This is a genomic window from Pedobacter gandavensis (assembly GCF_032678745.1).
In the GTDB taxonomy this organism is placed as follows: domain Bacteria; phylum Bacteroidota; class Bacteroidia; order Sphingobacteriales; family Sphingobacteriaceae; genus Pedobacter; species Pedobacter gandavensis_C.
Window position 1 is genome coordinate 177,624 of record NZ_JAVTST010000002.1, and the last position, 16,860, is coordinate 194,483.

The 16,860-nt window shown below is 35.5% G+C and carries 20 protein-coding genes; 6 read left to right on the top strand and 14 right to left on the bottom strand.

The window, feature by feature from the left end:
* Positions 1 to 60: 60 nt before the first annotated feature.
* The 3 genes from R2S10_RS08395 to R2S10_RS08405 form a co-directional block, all read right to left on the bottom strand.
* Positions 61 to 1,203 (bottom strand): FecR family protein, encoded by a 1,143-nt coding sequence (locus R2S10_RS08395; RefSeq protein ID WP_316840005.1) that lies wholly within the window; start codon positions 1,201 to 1,203, stop codon positions 61 to 63.
* A gap of 83 nt (positions 1,204 to 1,286) precedes the next feature.
* On the bottom strand, positions 1,287 to 1,877 hold the full coding sequence (locus R2S10_RS08400; protein ID WP_316840006.1) for an RNA polymerase sigma-70 factor: 591 nt from the start codon (positions 1,875 to 1,877) through the stop codon (positions 1,287 to 1,289).
* 252 nt (positions 1,878 to 2,129) lie between these two features.
* Complete coding sequence (locus R2S10_RS08405; protein WP_316840007.1) at positions 2,130 to 2,327, bottom strand: hypothetical protein; 198 nt, start codon at positions 2,325 to 2,327, stop codon at positions 2,130 to 2,132.
* Positions 2,328 to 3,008: 681 nt separating this feature from the next.
* On the opposite strand from R2S10_RS08405, the gene R2S10_RS08410 reads away from it, so the two are divergent.
* Both R2S10_RS08410 and R2S10_RS08415 read left to right on the top strand, forming a co-directional pair.
* The gene (locus tag R2S10_RS08410) at positions 3,009 to 3,194 is read left to right on the top strand and encodes a hypothetical protein (RefSeq protein WP_316840008.1); all 186 of its coding nucleotides are present in this window, start codon (positions 3,009 to 3,011) and stop codon (positions 3,192 to 3,194) included.
* Positions 3,191 to 3,733: a hypothetical protein gene (locus tag R2S10_RS08415; protein WP_316840009.1), complete on the top strand. Its 543-nt coding sequence runs from the start codon at positions 3,191 to 3,193 to the stop codon at positions 3,731 to 3,733. The genes R2S10_RS08410 and R2S10_RS08415 overlap by 4 nt, the downstream gene beginning before the upstream one ends.
* 190 nt (positions 3,734 to 3,923) lie before the next feature.
* Here R2S10_RS08415 and R2S10_RS08420 read toward each other — a convergent pair whose 3' ends face one another.
* Positions 3,924 to 4,403: a hypothetical protein gene (locus R2S10_RS08420; protein WP_316840010.1), complete on the bottom strand. Its 480-nt coding sequence runs from the start codon at positions 4,401 to 4,403 to the stop codon at positions 3,924 to 3,926.
* 43 nt (positions 4,404 to 4,446) lie between these two features.
* Positions 4,447 to 5,247, bottom strand: a complete 801-nt coding sequence (locus tag R2S10_RS08425) for a DUF4382 domain-containing protein (protein ID WP_316840011.1) — start codon at positions 5,245 to 5,247, stop codon at positions 4,447 to 4,449.
* A gap of 162 nt (positions 5,248 to 5,409) precedes the next feature.
* Between R2S10_RS08425 and R2S10_RS08430 the strand changes: the two genes are divergently transcribed.
* Genes R2S10_RS08430 through R2S10_RS08445 form a run of 4 tightly spaced genes read left to right on the top strand, consistent with a single transcriptional unit; the run spans position 5,410 to position 8,587 of the window.
* A complete protein-coding gene (locus tag R2S10_RS08430) occupies positions 5,410 to 5,730 on the top strand; it encodes a hypothetical protein (protein WP_316840012.1) in 321 nt (106 codons plus the stop codon).
* Between the two features lie 10 nt (positions 5,731 to 5,740).
* The gene (locus R2S10_RS08435) at positions 5,741 to 6,583 is read left to right on the top strand and encodes a hypothetical protein (protein WP_316840013.1); all 843 of its coding nucleotides are present in this window, start codon (positions 5,741 to 5,743) and stop codon (positions 6,581 to 6,583) included.
* A gap of 11 nt (positions 6,584 to 6,594) precedes the next feature.
* On the top strand, positions 6,595 to 7,269 hold the full coding sequence (locus R2S10_RS08440; RefSeq protein WP_316840014.1) for a response regulator transcription factor: 675 nt from the start codon (positions 6,595 to 6,597) through the stop codon (positions 7,267 to 7,269).
* A gap of 1 nt (position 7,270) precedes the next feature.
* Positions 7,271 to 8,587 (top strand): HAMP domain-containing sensor histidine kinase, encoded by a 1,317-nt coding sequence (locus tag R2S10_RS08445; RefSeq protein ID WP_316840015.1) that lies wholly within the window; start codon positions 7,271 to 7,273, stop codon positions 8,585 to 8,587.
* A gap of 264 nt (positions 8,588 to 8,851) precedes the next feature.
* Here the strand turns inward: R2S10_RS08445 and R2S10_RS08450 are convergent, their stop codons facing one another.
* From R2S10_RS08450 to R2S10_RS08490, 9 genes are all read right to left on the bottom strand, one after another.
* Positions 8,852 to 9,304, bottom strand: a complete 453-nt coding sequence (locus R2S10_RS08450; protein ID WP_316840016.1) for a hypothetical protein — start codon at positions 9,302 to 9,304, stop codon at positions 8,852 to 8,854.
* On the bottom strand, positions 9,301 to 10,530 hold the full coding sequence (locus tag R2S10_RS08455; RefSeq protein ID WP_316840017.1) for a hypothetical protein: 1,230 nt from the start codon (positions 10,528 to 10,530) through the stop codon (positions 9,301 to 9,303). The genes R2S10_RS08450 and R2S10_RS08455 overlap by 4 nt, the downstream gene beginning before the upstream one ends.
* Positions 10,531 to 10,775: 245 nt before the next feature.
* Positions 10,776 to 11,294: a hypothetical protein gene (locus R2S10_RS08460; protein ID WP_316840018.1), complete on the bottom strand. Its 519-nt coding sequence runs from the start codon at positions 11,292 to 11,294 to the stop codon at positions 10,776 to 10,778.
* A 190-nt stretch (positions 11,295 to 11,484) separates the two neighbouring features.
* Positions 11,485 to 12,198, bottom strand: coding sequence for a DUF1266 domain-containing protein (locus tag R2S10_RS08465; RefSeq protein WP_316840019.1), 714 nt, complete (start codon positions 12,196 to 12,198; stop codon positions 11,485 to 11,487).
* A gap of 4 nt (positions 12,199 to 12,202) precedes the next feature.
* A complete protein-coding gene (locus R2S10_RS08470; RefSeq protein WP_316840020.1) occupies positions 12,203 to 12,901 on the bottom strand; it encodes a hypothetical protein in 699 nt (232 codons plus the stop codon).
* 14 nt (positions 12,902 to 12,915) lie between these two features.
* Positions 12,916 to 13,371: a hypothetical protein gene (locus tag R2S10_RS08475; RefSeq protein WP_316840021.1), complete on the bottom strand. Its 456-nt coding sequence runs from the start codon at positions 13,369 to 13,371 to the stop codon at positions 12,916 to 12,918.
* A gap of 161 nt (positions 13,372 to 13,532) precedes the next feature.
* Positions 13,533 to 15,134 carry a sensor histidine kinase gene (locus R2S10_RS08480; protein ID WP_316840022.1) on the bottom strand — a complete coding sequence of 534 codons (1,602 nt, stop codon included), beginning with the start codon at positions 15,132 to 15,134 and terminating at the stop codon, positions 13,533 to 13,535.
* A gap of 304 nt (positions 15,135 to 15,438) precedes the next feature.
* Positions 15,439 to 16,164 (bottom strand): LytTR family DNA-binding domain-containing protein, encoded by a 726-nt coding sequence (locus tag R2S10_RS08485; protein WP_316840023.1) that lies wholly within the window; start codon positions 16,162 to 16,164, stop codon positions 15,439 to 15,441.
* Positions 16,165 to 16,386: 222 nt separating this feature from the next.
* On the bottom strand, positions 16,387 to 16,515 hold the full coding sequence (locus R2S10_RS08490) for a hypothetical protein (protein WP_316840024.1): 129 nt from the start codon (positions 16,513 to 16,515) through the stop codon (positions 16,387 to 16,389).
* Positions 16,516 to 16,860: the final 345 nt, after the last annotated feature.

Here is a 16,860-nt window from a genome sequence, read left to right on the forward strand (position 1 = left end):
GCCGTTTGTGTTGGTAGCACAACGGCTCTTTTTTCAAGATCCCTATGATGTTAAGTAGCATTATTTCATCACAATGATCCTCCTTCCTTCGATTTTAAAGTGTACTTGTTCTGTTTGTTCGATCGCATCCAATATAGCAGAGACGTTTTTTGTACGGGAAACTTTTCCAAGCAGGGAAAGTCCTGAAGGATCAATTTCATACACAATTTCTACGTCATACCATCGGGATACCTTTCTTAAAATACTTTTAAGATCTTCATCATTAAAGATAAAGTTCCCATTTTTCCAATCCAGTACCTCTTCAAGATTGACCTCTTCAACCTGAATCGACTTGCCAATCAGCGTACTTTGCTGTCCCGGTTTAAGCAGCGTTCCATTTCCTGAACCTGAAGAAACCTTGACAGATCCTTCCATCAGACTAGTACGCACCGCAGTTTCATCTGGATAAGCATTCACATTAAAGTGCGTTCCTAAAACTTCTATCTCTTGTCCAATACTCTTTACTTTAAATGGATGAGCAGCATCTTTAGCAACTTCGAAATAAGCTTCCCCAATGAGTTCCACCGTTCTTTCTCTATTCACAAATGAAACAGGATAAGTCAATTTTGATGCGGCATTCAACCATACTTTTGTTCCATCCGGCAAGAAAACCTGATACTGTCCACCTTTCGGAGTTTCAATAGTATTTACAGCTGTTAAAGTAGAGGCCTTACCTTTCTGATCAGCTATTTTATAAACAATTTGCCCTTCGGCATTTTTACTAATTTCAATTCCAGATTCTTCAGCCAAAGTTCCCAGTCCAGCATCAGTTAAAACTATCTTTTTACCATCTGCAAGGGTTAAATAAGCTTTATTTCCACCGGGGCTGATGTCATTTTTCGCAAATTTGCCAGGCTGCTCATTTGTAGACTTAGTATCCTCCTCTTTAAAATAAAACAAAATACCAACAGAAAGACTAATCAATAACATTGCCGCAGCAGAGATACTCGTCCATAGACGAATGCGCTCTCTATTAAAATTAAGGCTGGATTTTAAATCTTGCCAAACACTATTTTTGGTTAGCAATAGTTGTTCTTCTGGAATCGGCTGATCACAGGGAGTGCTTTGGTTATACCAACTTTCCAGCAATGCAAGTTCTTCTGCATTACATGTACCATGATGGTATTTCTGAAGTAAGTCTGTGAGGTCGATCTTTTCCGGCATAAATTTAAAAAAGCTATTCTAAGCGTATTAAACTATAGACCTTTACCTAGGGGGGTATGGGGGTAAATTATTTTAAATATTTATCAGAAAAATGAAAATAAACAAAATAAAGCAGTAGCAAGCATCAATAAGCCGAATTTAATTCTCAAAATTTTGAGTGCATTTTTAACATGACTACGTACAGACTGCTCAGTAATGTCTAATTTTTCCGCGATCTCCTTATAGGTATAATTGTGTTTTCTACTAAGCTCAAAAGCAGCCCTCATCTTTGGAGGTAGCAACTGAATTTCTTTTTCAATGATTTCAGCCAACTGGCGTTCCCTTACCCGGTGATCTGTAAGTCCCTCGTCAGGCTTAATCAGGATCACTTGTTTTGCGGCATAAGCGGTCACCACATTTTGATGTGCAATGATTTTTAAGATTTTATTTCTGGTAGCGGTATAAAGGTAGTTGGAAAGATTGCGTTCAATAATAATGACTTCTCTTTTCAGCCATAAATCTTCAAATAGCTCATGAACTACATCTTTTGCCTGCTCCTCGTCCCGAAAACGATTGTAGGCATGCTTGTATAATAATCCAAAAAACCGCTCATAGATCTCCCCAAAAGCCCTGTGATCTCCTAAATGGAGTCGCTCTACCAGAGTACTGTCGGAAAGGTTCTCGTAAGAGGTCATTAGTTTGTTATTGGTTTAGTTGGTTGCTTTATCAGCTAATATTAAATATTTATTAGCTCATTGTATTATTTATTTTACAAAAATAAATAAAACTGACTGATTATAAAAAAGATAGAGATTTTTACACAAAAATTCCAGGGACTTATTTACACTACCAGTTACCAATCCTTCAGCATATTACCATAACTTCAACAAATAAGGAACTGGCATATTTAGATTAATGCCAGTTCCTATCTAATATTTATTCCATTTCTATGTTTTATCCTCCTCTTCAGAATTAAGTTCAGAGGTCTCTTTTTCGAATTCAACCATCTCAATGGTGAAAGGAGTATCTTCTTTTCTTCTAACTGAAGGTATAGCGACACCACCGCTTAAGCCTATGCCAAACGAAGCCAAAATAATAAGCAAAGTCCAGCATACAAGCTTAAAAGCTTTCTTTAAACTTCGCATGTCAATCATTAAAATTTAGAAATAGCTACTATGCTCAGTAGCGTTGATTAACTCATAGAATATGCCTGAGGCAGGCAAAAGTTGAATCTGATCGAAGGACTTTTTTGAAGATTAACAAAAGCCAAAAAATCATAGTTAACAAGTAATTTAGGCTTTATCACTTTTTGTTCTTTCTTCAATTGGTTCAGTTTTACCATCTGTAAACAGGCATATATCAGTATTGCCTGGCACTCAAACTGAGTTCTGAATAAAATACCATTTGCCGGACTTACCCTTGAAAGATTGAAGTAACTCCAGGTATGATGTGATGAAATTTTATGCTGCTCTGACCATCGCAACTCCGTCTGGTACTTTTGTAACGGAAGAGAGGATAACCTGATAAGTCCTGAGGTAAAAAAAAGCGACAGCACTATAGAACAGGTCAATAAAAACCTGACTAACTGCTGCTTAAAAAAAACGCACCTTTGACTAGTCATCGCTACAAAGATAACGGTTCTTCAAAGATACAGCACAATTACAACCACAATCATTACATCTTATCGTTGCTAAACATAGCTTTCGTTCAACTTTACACAGTAGTGAAACCTGAAATATCCTGAAATCAATCAGCCTGAAAAGAATGCATAAATAATTTTTCTTTTTGCCCTAAAACCATTAAATTGATTAAAATCAACTCATTTAATGAAATTTAAAACGCTCTCCATCGTCCTTTTTTGCGGATTTTCTGTAGCAAAGGCGCAAAACCTAAATAAAGAAACAGCGGCTATCCAGTCTGAGGGAAATATGTTGTACCATTCAGAAATGGCTTCCTGGTATGGTTCGGATGTATTACAGTCAATTAGCGCTGTTAACCTAATTGCCATATGACTAAAATAGTAATCTTCACTTTGTGCCTCTTCTTTACCTCTATTTTAAACTCATTTTCACAAACCAAATGGATTGTGGGAGAACGACACACCATATCACTGGAAATTCCAAAACAATGGGTACAAACCCATCACGACCAATTGCCATTTTTAATCAAGCCGGATGAAAAAAACGTCGCCGAAGAAACTTACTCTTATGTTTATGGACTTGATTTCTCCATAAATCCAGATATAAATGGCTGGATCAATGGCAATACCCAAACTGTTGTCAATAATTATAAAGATGTAAAAGTAGACTCCTTACATCTTCAGTTTGAAAATCTGAAGGAAAACGAGCATTTGACTGGCAGATATAAAACGATAACCTACGAATATCCAAATAAAAGAAAAGAGGTACTGTTGATTGCAGAAAGTAAGCATACCATAATCGTTTGTGTTTTTTCTGCCGAAAATGATGTTGTTTATAAAAAACACTTCAGCAGCTTTATAGAATTAGCAAAGTCACTAACCGTTGCAGGAACATCCTTGAAGATTAAATAGATCAGTACAGAAAAGCTTCAAGCTTGGAAAGAATTTACCTGAAAACAAAAAAGCAGTCTTTTCAGACTGCTTTCAAAACTAAAAAATACAAACGCTACTCTATTAGTTTTATTTTTTCAATAATTCAAATAGCTCAATATTGATATACAATTTCGGCTAAACCTTTAGCCCCAGGACAACAGCATAAATATTAATGTTTCCCTTTTCCGCCCCCATGGCCTTTCGAATGCATCTTTTTGGCTTGTCCGGGTGGCATTCCATGAGGATGGCCTTTAACCTCATAATAGCGGGGATCATCACTATATCTAATCGCCTTTTGCCCTTTAACTTTTTTATATTTTGCATAACGAACCCTATCATTATCAAAATTACGATAAGCATCTCTTGAATTGATCACTACTTTATATCCATTATACAAATCATATCCTCTGTATCTGGATGGTAAGGATACTGAAAAATTCCACCTGCCATTATCAAAATAAATAAACTGTCTCTTCGGAACATAATAATAGCTTTCTACATCAGGGAGATAATAATAATCTACATAATCGTAACCAACAGGCCCCCATAGGGGCTGTGATCCGATATTTACGTTTATACTCACTTGCGCAGAGGATCTCAATGAAATAAATCCAATTGCGAGCAGAAGAGTTATAAATAACCTTTTCATAATATTAGCTAGTTACTTTAGTAAATAAACAAATGGCTTTTATTTATTGTTTAAGCGTAACAACTCCTAAGCTGGTGTTTTGACCAAGAGCCACATTAACATTTGTTATCGTACTATCTTTGTAGCCAATTACAGGAACAAATTTCACAGAATAGCTACCTCCTGCAAGTCCACCAACAGTGAATTTTCCAGTCAAAGGATCTGCAATTGTACCTACGGTATCAGTTCCTGTAATCACCAATACTTCTGGATGACTCAACAACGGCAATACAGTTCCCGATACTAAACCAGATGTAGCTGCTGTGATCCCCCTTACTACAGGTTTAAGCAGATATTTACCATTTCCGGTACTTACAATAGATTTCGCTGCATCAAAATCAAGCAATAATGAATAAGTTACCCCCGGTACCAATGATGGGTTTGCTTTAAGCTTAACTTTCCAGCCCGAAGATTGTCCGCTTGGCGTAGTTAGTGCCTGTGAAACTCCGGCAACAACAATGGTATTTCCTGAATCGTTCAATACCAGTCTTACTTCAGTGATTTCGCCACTTGGCATTTCCCCTGAAGCTACCAGAATATCAGGATTACTACTTCCAATTCTGAAGTCAAGAATATTAAAGATACTTGAGCTTGCAGCAAAGCGATAAGGTTTGCCTTCTGACAATAATACGATTTCCTTTACACTCAGATTAATCTCATCAAAATTCCCTGGAGCATCGGTCATTCTAATTTCAACTTTAGTTGTTCCCTTTGCTGAACTGTTATTGTCCTTTTTGCATCCGATAAGAATAGCAAGTCCCATAAAAAACAATGCTAGTCCGGAATACATAATTCTCTTTCTCATAATTTTAGATTTTGTGAATATTAACATTTTCGTTACTCAAAGTTGAAGGCTGAACATGAATTCAACATGAAATCCTGAGTTTATTTGAGCCCAAAATTTCATCTTAATTTCATCTTCGACTGTGACATTTGTTAGGACTACAAACTTCTTTATATTTACCCAATGGGCAGAGCATTCATTTTCAATACATTACTAACTACTATCTTTGTTTTGATACTCGCTCCTTTAGTTCGGGCGAGCATCCCTATAAAAGAGAAAATACCAAGGGATTTTTCATTTTTAGAGGATACTGCCTGGCAGCAACAACAAGATGAAAAAAAAGAAAAAAGCAAAGAAAAGCCTGATCCTACACAAACCCCGGATAAGCCGGTCATCAGAGAAGTACCTAAAGCACGTAAGCAGTCAAGGCCACCAGTAGTAGTTAAGCCAAATGTTAAAGTAAAACCGATTAAGGTTATTCGTCCAAATATTAAAAGACATTAGTGTGTAACCAATGAGATTCACATCCTTAGTCATCCTGATTTGCATAACTTCCTTTAAAGTACAGGCACAACAGGACAGCATTAAAAAAACGACAATAACTTTGGCTGCGTTATATAGCAGTAATGTGAGTTATTATGGTCAGGCTACCAATGAAAAGCTTCCTTATGTACTTGTCAATGCAACAGTAAGGTTTCCTATTGGTATCTACCTTTCTGGCGGCTCCTATAAGCTGCTGAATTATGGCTCGGGTATATCCGAGACAGATATTGGAGCTGGTTTTGATCATGATTTTAATGATAATTTTTCTACAGGCATCGCTTATACACGCTCTTTTTTTCCTGAAAACTCACCACTATTACAGGCCTCGAATGAAAACAATCTGAACCTATCCGTAAAATATGCATGGCCATGGATCAAAACTTCGCTTAGCACCGATTATGCTTTTGGTAAACAAGATGATATTTTTATAAGTCTCGCCCATTCAAAAGAGATTGGCATCGGTACTTTATTTAATGAGAAAAACACCCTTACATTAGAACCTGCCATCGAACTGGTAGCCGGTACCAGACATTTCTATGAAAGCTATACCATAGAAAAAAGCAAACGCGAAAAATCTAATGGAAAAGGCAAAAGCCCTGTCTCCCCTGGGAATTCCAATTCAACGATCACCACTACTGTATCTTCTGATAGCTTTAATATATTGTCTTACAATTTCAAATTACCATTAAGCTTAAGCCGGGCAAATTACTTAGCAGAGATTAGTTACCAGTTATCTCTTCTTGGGCCAAAAGCTGAAGCTGAACTAAAACGTCAGCAATCTTTTTTTGGCCTAGCTTTTTACTATCAGTTTTAATCTAATTCCCTATGAAGGTATTAATCGTTGAAGATGAAAAATCATTAGCTTATGAAATGGAGGCTTTTCTAAAGAAGAGCTTTTATCTGTGTGATATTGCACATTCATTTAAAAGCGGACTGGAGCAACTGGAATTGAACAGGTACGACTTTATATTAATAGATTTAAGTTTACCGGATGGCGATGGACTGGAGATTTTAAAAAGAGCAAAACAGAACAACCCCGACGCAGCTTACATTATTATTACCGCAAGAACTCAACTAAAAGACAGGGTTAGCGGACTGGACCTTGGTGCTGATGATTATCTGGCCAAACCATTTTACCTTTTAGAACTGCAATCCAGAATGCAGGCTATTGCCAGACGAAAATTCAGCATCACCGAAGAGTTATTAGCTATCGGCGAATTCCATATAGATCTCCCAAAAAGAGTGGTCACATTTGGGCAGGAAAAGATCGAACTATCCCGCAAAGAATTTGATCTGCTAAGTTACCTTATCCTCCATAAAAACCGGGTACTGACACGTGCTCAGCTAAGTGAACACATTTGGGGGACTTTTGTCAATGATGATTATGACTCAAATTATATCGATGCTCATATTAAGAATATTCGTAAGAAATTAAATGTATGGGCGAATACCGAATGGCTGGAAACCGTACGTGGTGTAGGCTACCGAATTAAGAAATGATATGAAACTATCTACTAAACTTACCCTTTTCATCACCGGCTCAAAACTGGTGACTGTATTGTTGTTTGTGCTGGCACTACCCTTCCTGGTGAAACAGATCGCTTCTGAATACACCAATTTCACATTAAAGCAGCAGAGAAAACAAGTGCTTAACATTGTCAAAAAAAATGGTCTGGATTATTATTTTCAAGGTGATAAAAACTATGGTAGTTACACCATGCTTAAAGAAGAATTTATAGCCTTACTACCAGTTGATGAAAGAGTAAGCATGAATTTCATAAAAGATTCTCAACGACTGATTGAAAGTGATACTTTAAATTATAGAGTTTTAAGCTATACCTTTAAAAACAAGGGGAAAAATTATCTCCTTGAAATCGGAAAAACGACAACAAGTATCAATCAGTATAACAAACCATTACAACGATTTGCCTTGTATGTATTGATTTTCCTGATTGTCCTTACGATGTTGATTGACCTGACTTTTATCCGCATGCTGATCCGCCCATTAGAAAAAATTATCAGCAGCAAATTGATTAACAGAAGATTTCCCTTTAAAGACGACCAAAAGCGGGTTCAAACCAGTACTGCTGATTTTAAATATCTGGATGAATCACTCATACTTTTAATGAACCAGATCAATGAAGCCTTTTACAAGGAAAGAGAGTTTACTTCCAATGCTTCACACGAACTGATGACCCCCATCAGTATCCTCCAGAATAAAATGGAAAACCTGCTCGCGGATGAAACACTCGATGAAAAATCGGCTATGGCTATTATAGAAATGATGAAAACTGTAGACAGGTTAAAAAATATCACAAAGTCTCTGTTGTTAATTTCCAGAATTGAAAATGAGCAATACATCAGAAAGGAAGAGGTTAAACCACTACTTTTATTTAAGGAGATCATAGAAGAAATCAGTCATAGATTAGAAGAAAAACACATACAAATCTTTCTGGATGTTTCACCAGAGGTGATCCTAACAGGCGTGAATAAGGATCTACTGTTCCAGCTATTTTTCAACCTGCTACATAACGCCATAAAGTTTAATCGTAACAACGGAAAGATATTCATAACTGAAAAACATTTAAGCAACAGTGCTTATGAAATAACCATTAGAGATACTGGCATAGGAATCCCTAAACAGGATTTACCATTCGTGTTTGACCGTTTCATGAAAACCAATCTGGAAGGAGATGTGGGCTATGGATTAGGACTAGCCATTGTAAAAAGCATTGCCATATACCATCAAATCCAGATCAGTATTCAATCAGAAATTGGCGAAGGCACAACTTTTAAAATAGTATTCCCGGAAAGCTGATATACCAACCATTACTTTTAATTGGATTTTTATTGGACGAATTTTATGAAAAAGCTAACGAAATTTATAACGTTGTTGATATTCATCGTAGTGTTAATGTCCGTTATTTTCATATGGTTTTGGTCTGTCTAAAATTACCGCCTACGGTTGTGGTAGCTTGTTGAAGAAACTGGTTTCGAAGCATAAACTTTCAGCTAAATACTGACTTTGCAAATGTAAAACCACTTTTAAATTAAGCAGGAACCCTTGTTAGTGGTAAGCATATTATTTGTATTGTGCAGAAAAATAATCCCTAATTACAACATTGTATTTTTTTGCGTTATACTTAATTATAGGTTTACTTTCTCCGTTAAACAAAACCATAGCAGTTCTTTTTTTAAATTTTGTAATATCTATTAGGTATGTTTTGTCTTTGACATTAAATTTTAATTGTCGGGCATTTGTTCTTCCTACAAACCTTTTGTCTGTTGCTGGTCCATAATTGTTGTAAATTGAGTTAGCAGTTTTGGTATGGATTTTAATTTTATTTTTTGAGGCACCAACTTTTTCATTTTCCACAAAAAATATTCCTTGTGAAGGCGTTGTTAGTGTTATTCCAAATTCTGTTTTTGTATCAGGACTTACCAATTTAATATATCTCGAAGAGCAAGAATTTAAAAAGATGATGATTAAAAAATAGTATGCAACTAGTTTTATGCTTTTTTGTGATTTTTTCATTTATTTTTGATGATATACAGTTTGCCGAGATGGTTTGTAAATAATTGATATTGAAGTTTGGGGTTATTATAAAAAAAATAACGTGAATATTCTCCCTGGCTTTTTTTGGACAGACCTCCAACAACTTTCTCCTTAATTTTTGATTGGTTGATTCCCCATTCCACACCCAATTTTAAAGCTTCCTTGATTTTCAAAGTGTCTTTGTTAACAATGACATTAGTATACAAGTAACCATCCCAATTTTCCGCGCCGGAATCACTGCGCTTCAACTTTATTTCTTGAAAATATTGGTATTGAATGTTTTCATTATCATATGGAACCAATTTATAATCTTCTCTTGAATAATATCTGAATAGATCATTATAAACCGTACCTCTACTTTTAATAGTCTGATTGGCTTTTGTATCATTATAAAACGCAATCCATTTATCGTTTTCCCTAAATATTGTTTTTATAAATTTCCTGGATGGCTGGTCAGCTGTCCAACATTGTTTTGAAAATAGAAAAGTAGCCCTTTCCTCAAAGTTTGCAATAAAATCAGCTTCTTTGTTCGCATCGAAACTAAAATCTGCGTTCTGCGTTTCGATTTTTATTTTCGAAGTATCACCATCTAAAGGCCAGGTTCTGTAATAGTTCTCATCTACATTGATCAGATAACCTTCAAACAAAATTTCGTTGGAATTAGTTGGTTTGTATTTAGCCATGAAATTGCCTAGACTATCAAATTTAGAATATTCTTTTTGTTGTATAGCTTCAGCACCTGTTCTTTCATGTTTAACCTCAACTACTATTAAGTGATTTTTTGTGGTTAAATAGTGTTCCAAATCAGTACTGCTATCAATTACAAGTTTCATTTCCTTGTTTTTAAACTGTAATACAGGCTGTTTTAGGTCTTGATATTCACTGTATTGCTGAGGTAAATGACTAATGTTAAATAAGTTTCTGAAATAAATATCAACATCAGTATTGGCTATAACTACAATAAAAATATAAACAGCAATACCACCAAAAAGCGATGGTAATTTTTGTATAGATCTGAAAAATATAAAAATGAAATAAAAAATAATGCTTCCTAAAAATAGACCAACTGCAACGGAAAAATGAAAAAGTTCAGCATACATTCCTTTTATTAAAACAGGTGCAATTATGGCATAAACCGCAGCTAGGCTAAAGGCAATTAAAACTGATTTTCCAAAATGTTTTGAAATTTGGTTTTTTCTACTCATTTCTATTTCAGTCGTTCTATTAATTTTTCAATATTCCTTTTCCATTTGGGGTAAAGATCTTCGCTGTCTGTCCAAAGTTCATTTAGTTCAGAATTGTGACTGATAACTTTTTCTGTGTCGTCGTCAAATATTCCGTATCCCCAAGCTCCCCTATTTTTTTTATTTTAAGTTAATGTTTATTTCTGTCACTTGCAGTCGGCCAGTCAAACTTAACGCTAACCTCCCGCAGCGTAGCGATGTGGATTTTATATTTTGACCTTTATTTTTTTAAAATCTCCGTTTTCATCTTCCTCCCATTGGTTTTCTCCAATTAAATAATAGTTGCCGTCTTCTTTAGTTATCCTATTTTCAAAATCTAGATTTTCTGATATAAATGCTCTAGTTTTTGCAATTTCATTCCACTTTCTGCCTTTAAATGACCAGACTGAAATATTATTCCAGTAACCCTCATTGGTTCGAGAAAAAATTATTATTTCATTTGCTTTATCGCCATTTAAATCTCCCGTTTTAGAAATAAAAATCCCCAAACTTTGGTCAATACTTATTTTGGGGATATTTTCTGTAAATTCAATATTTATCAAACAATTATTTTCTCCGCATTCAATTTCATCGGTTTCTATATTCCGTTTCAAACTTACAAATGAAGTGTCATTTTCTTTGTAATTATTGATGTTACCAATAGGAAATTTTTCATTTACTGTTTCCAGTTTTTTTGTTTCACAACCAAGGATCACTAAAGACAAAATTAAAAGTCTAAATTTCATATTGAATTTCATTTTTAGCCCAATTGTGATCTAATGTGATTTTTTTTCTGTTGAAGAAGAAATCGTTTGGGAACTATACATTCTGAACCTGCAATCGAAGTACGAAAAAGAGATTGATTCAGATTAATGATACCACCTATTGCCGGTCAACCTCCATTATTACCAAATTGTAGAGGCTGACCGGCATTTTTTACAAATAGATTTTGTTTTTCAATGGGCTTTTTTCACTATTCAGCAGATCGTCTGCAATCTGTATCATTCCATCGTTGTTTGAACCACCCCAGATTGCTCTTCCGAAAATATAACTGGTTGTGTATTCTTTCCAGGTTCTGCAATAGTTTCTTAGCCCTGTATGTGATTTCTGTAAATATTCAATCAATTCTACTTCAGAAATATAGCCTGCTTCATAACAACAGCGTGATAAAAATGCACCTCTTCCATAATTCCAGGCAGTATCTCTTATATTCTTAATAGCTGAGAAATCCTGGAATACATTCTGTTCTACAAGCTCAGGCACAACATTGCTTAATTTTCGATATATTTCCACATAGTGTTTAAAAACGTCTTCTTCATCCGGTAGATTAGATTTTAAAATAGCTACATAGTTTTCCCTATTCTCAAAGGCATTATACACAATATCTAAATACTCGTCTTGATTTCTATTTTGCAGATCTGAAAGAACTTCAATTGCATCATCTTTGTCAAATATCTCCCAATAATCCTCTAGAATTGTTTTCAATGTGCCTTTATCAAGCCCAGTTTCATAAGAGTTAAGATAGGCAGCTTGTTGTTCTGCATACATTGAACTAATTAGTAGATGATCTAATTGCAGCCCAATTACTGCATTTTTATCGTTTAGTCTTAGATTTTTAAAGGCGTTAATAAATTTCGAAAATATGCTCATGCAATTATGCTACTTGGAGGTTTGGGAACTTGTCTTGCAATATTTTTACAAATTTTTCACCCACTACTTGATATTTAACTCTTGTGATTAACTGTTTGTTCATGTTTAAAATATCCGTTGGGTCTGGTACATAATTTAGTCTGTCATGAACTTCGAGTGACAAAGGAGTACCATCGATGTTAAATGTGATAATGTGTGTTTTTGGTAAATACTCTTCCGAAGACTTTAAGTAAACACCTAACTGTGATTTTAATATACCTCCATACTGAAGCGTTGCTTCTTCAATTCTGAAATTGTCAAAAACCACATGTTCATCTAATTCGCCAACAGTATTGGTACTAAAAAAATGTAAATCACTGCCACTTAACACCCAAAAGCATTCGGTTTCTATTCGTCTAAGTTTTACACCAATTGCAGAGAGTGCTACGTTTTTTATGCCGTCACTTATCACATCCTGAACTTTATTTGCTGTAGATTGAGGTACAGATGCAGAGGTATAGGCATCTATTGATTTTCCTTTCATCCATTGCTTTATTTGCGGGAAATCTTGTGCTAAAACTTCTTGTTTGTAAACATCATATTTATTTCTTTCAAAATCTAAGTCTATTTCTGATTTTGCTGATTGATGTTTTTTGTTCATGTAGATCATAAAACACACACCGGCAATTACTAATACTGCAGGAATTAAGAATAATGGATTCATAGAAGATACTTATTTTAAATATTAGTTGGTTCTACATCTTTAGTTTTGTTTTTTGAAGGAATACTTGCCCAAATTAGTAATGCTATTATTACTAAGAAAACGAGTTTTCCTCCTACTTTTTTCCAAAAAGACAAAGGATTTTCTGCAGTTTCCACATCAAAATCATGTTTCTCTTTTAATATTTTAGCTACTTGGGGATCAATTTCAAAATACGTATTATTTGAAATGTCACTCAATACAAATCTTCCATTAGTGTTCAAAATGGACAACCCAAAAATGCCATATTCTTTATTAGCATAAGATAGGTTTACTTTTTGTCCGGCCAATTTTTGAATTTCAGAATCTGTAGGTAATTCCTGCACAGTTTCGATGGATTCGCAGGGAGTACAAATAGGGATTTTTGCTTTTGCAGATACTAAACTTAGGCTTGCAAACGCAATACATGCAGTTAAAATAATTGTTTTCGTCATATTTATTTTTTGTTTCAAATGGCATCGGGATTGCTGGAAATCTATAAGCGCAGCAGATCATTTTAAGCCAATTAATTACTTAAAAAACAAATAAAACAAATAAAATCTAAGGTGGACAAAGCGATAAAGAAGTGCTGGCTTTCAGTTAACGAGCGCTACACTTAAACCGGAATCCGTAAAATGACAATTGTACCAGGAGCATCCACCTGGGAATTCATCGACAGGCTAGCCTCTCCTAAACCTTCAGTTTGTAAATACTGAATTCGTTCTGTTACAATTTGGGTGGCACGCGAAGTATGGGTCGGCTTATCAGTGGTATCCAAACCAACTCCATTGTCGTTAATGATGATCTTTAAAACCTCATTGTTAATGGCCATTGATACGTGTATTTGACCTTTATAACTGATGTTTTTAAATCCATGTAAAATAGAATTCTCTATAAATGGCTGAAGCAACATTGCCGGAATCTCTATTTCATCAAACATATTAGCAACCTCATTGTCCAATTCAAATACATAGTCGAATTTGCCTGGCATCCTCATTTGCTGCAGCTTTAAATAGTTTTCCAGAAAGTCCACTTCAGATTTCAAGTCAATATTTCGTTGTTTACCTGCCGTTAGTTTCTCTCGCATCAAAACGGAAAAATGATCCAGGTAAGTGAGTGTCTCCTGAGTTTTCTTTTGCCGAACCAAAGCACGAATACTCGCTAAGCAATTGAAAATAAAATGCGGGTCCATTTGGCTCCGCAACAACCTTTGTTCCAATTCAAGTTTGATATTAAGATCTGAAACCTGCTTATTTTCGGTAATGAGTTCTTTTCTCCTTCGGTCTAAAAACAGTAATAATATGATCGCAAATAGCAATCCTGAAAAAAGGATAATCACCGCCAACCAGAGCCTGTTCAACTCCAATTGTCCCGTTATCTTATCTACGTTTTTGTTTAATGCACCAATTTGTTGGTCTTTTTGCACTGTTTTATAGAGAGAAGATATTTCGTTTGCTGCTTTTCGGTTTTCATTTTCTTCTCTCTCTTTCTTTTTTTGAACATACTCTTCAAATGACGATTGTGCCTTTTTATTATCGCCACGAACAATAGCAAACGCGATCTTATTTTCCAGATACATCAGGTAATCATCTGCATCAAATTGGCTTAACCGCTTGGTAACTTCACCCTCTGCCACACGTGCTTTTGACAATTGATGCTTTTTTACATAAATGCCCAATAGATTACTGTAGGCCACATGAGCATTGGAGGTGTCTGATTTATAGGCTTTTAATTGATAGTAAAGGGCAGAATCTAATTCTTTACCCTCGTAAAATATTTTTGCTTTTGATATATAATAATTGTAATCTATACGGGTAAATTTGGTTTTCTTTTTTATTTCTGTGGCCTGATTTAAATAGAATCGAACGGAGTCATTAGCCAGTCCTTTCTTATCCAAATACCCTAGTGAAAGCAATAAATTCGCGGATATAGACAAGTCTTTTGCCAACATACTGGTATCTTTTTTCAAAAGAAAGAGCACTTTCCTAGCAAATCTATTAGATAAATCCAATCTGTTATTGAAGCTGTTTAGTTGTGATGCCCATAATAAAATAAAACCAGAAGATTTTGGAAAACTGAGCTTCAAATTGCCTGCATCAATAAGATATGCCGCTTGTGTGTAGTAATAAGTTGCCGCATAATATTGGGCTTTTTTTTGCTCAAGATAGCCCATCCAATAGAAAGTGGTAGCTGCCTGGGCTCCATTTTTTTCCGACAAAGGCAATATATTTAAAGCTTTTTGGGCCAATTCAAACGAAGCAGAATCTTGTTTATTTTTAAGTAAGCAATAGCTGAGGTAAAAATAAGCCCGACTAAGTATGGTGCTATCCCTTTGATTTTCTTTTATTAATTGTTGTAGTTGCGGTATTGCTTTTTTAGGCTGTTTACTTAGTTTTATCTGCTCAAATAAGCTATCTAGTAACTGTCCTTGATTTATTCGCGGAGAGGAAGGCCCCCCACAGCTGATAAATAGGGTAATGATTAGCCAAATAGAGATTAGGTAGGAGATCTTCAAGGGGTTATTATGCATTATTAATTGTCATTTTTTGCATCAATAAATCTTTCTTACGGGTAGATACAGGTACTTGTATACCTCCTTGTAAAAAAACAAAGCCATCATGATGGTACGAAATAATAAAGTTTAGACAAATCAGAAAAGATTTATGAATTCTCAGAAATAAACCTTCCGGCAACAAGGTTTCATATTCTTTGAGTGTTGTACTTGTTGTAATTTCTCTGCCATCAAGTAAAAAGAAGGTAGTATAGCCACCATCTCCCTTACAATATAGAATATCGGAATGGCGCACAAAATACGTTTCATTAAGGGTTTTCAATACTAACATTGTCGATTGCTTATCGAAGAGGATTTCCTTTTGTACCGCATGCAAGACATTAGGTCGCAAGCTGGCTTTATCGAGGGCGTCATACAATTCCTTTTCCTTTATGGGCTTCAATAGATAATCCAATGTCCCCGCCTTGATGGCACGTAGCGCATAATGCTCATAGGCAGTTACAAAAATTACCGAAAAAGGTGTTGAAGGAAGGCGCTCCAATATCTCAAAACTCTGGCCATCAGAAAGTTCTATGTCCATCAATATAATATCCGGAGCCGCATATGGGATGAGTAGTAATGCTTCTTTTACCGAGCCGCAGGCCCCTACGATACCATCATGAGTCCGCGCACTAACTAATTGTATCAGTTCTTCCCGTATTTCTGCTTCGTCTTCGACGATAAAAATTTTAGCCATTTCGTGCAAAAAAAATAAAAATAGGCATTTATATACAAAGCTAACCTGCTTTGTTGTTAATTACTTTAGTAACAGAGGATGTGTTTTAGGTGAGCCATCACCACAGTAAAATGACGGAGCCGTTTTTTATGTCCCCCCCTGCTCCAATTGACCCCATCAGGGCCGCTATTCAAAAAAAACCATTCGGGAAGCGCAATTGTAGTTATCGCCTGATTTAGGAAATTAGTTATTTTTATCATCAAAATCTTCTGAAGAACTTCCCGTATGACTTTCATGATCTTCCGGATGCTTATCCGGTTTATCAGAAGTTCCGGTGTAAGCGTCATCGCTCAGGGAATCATATCCCTGCATGCCCCACAACGGATATAAACGTATCGTCAAACGGCACAAAAAGTTTGCTGTCATTCGACCAATCTTCTATAACATGGGATGCGGTAATGATATAGGAAGATCCGTCCAGCTCAATCATTACTTGCTGCCCCAGAAGTAGAAAACGACCGCAGAGGATTGAATACAAAAGTCCAGAGTTAAACAAGGCATATAAATTATCCCTAAAAGGGTTAAATTTTTCCTATTCAGGCTATCTAAGATCTATGCTTAAATCTCATTACCCCCAAGAATTCCGCTTGATCCATGAACAGCTTACGCTTATTGGACGAATTTTATGAAAAAGCTGACATAGAGGGTAAAAGATCC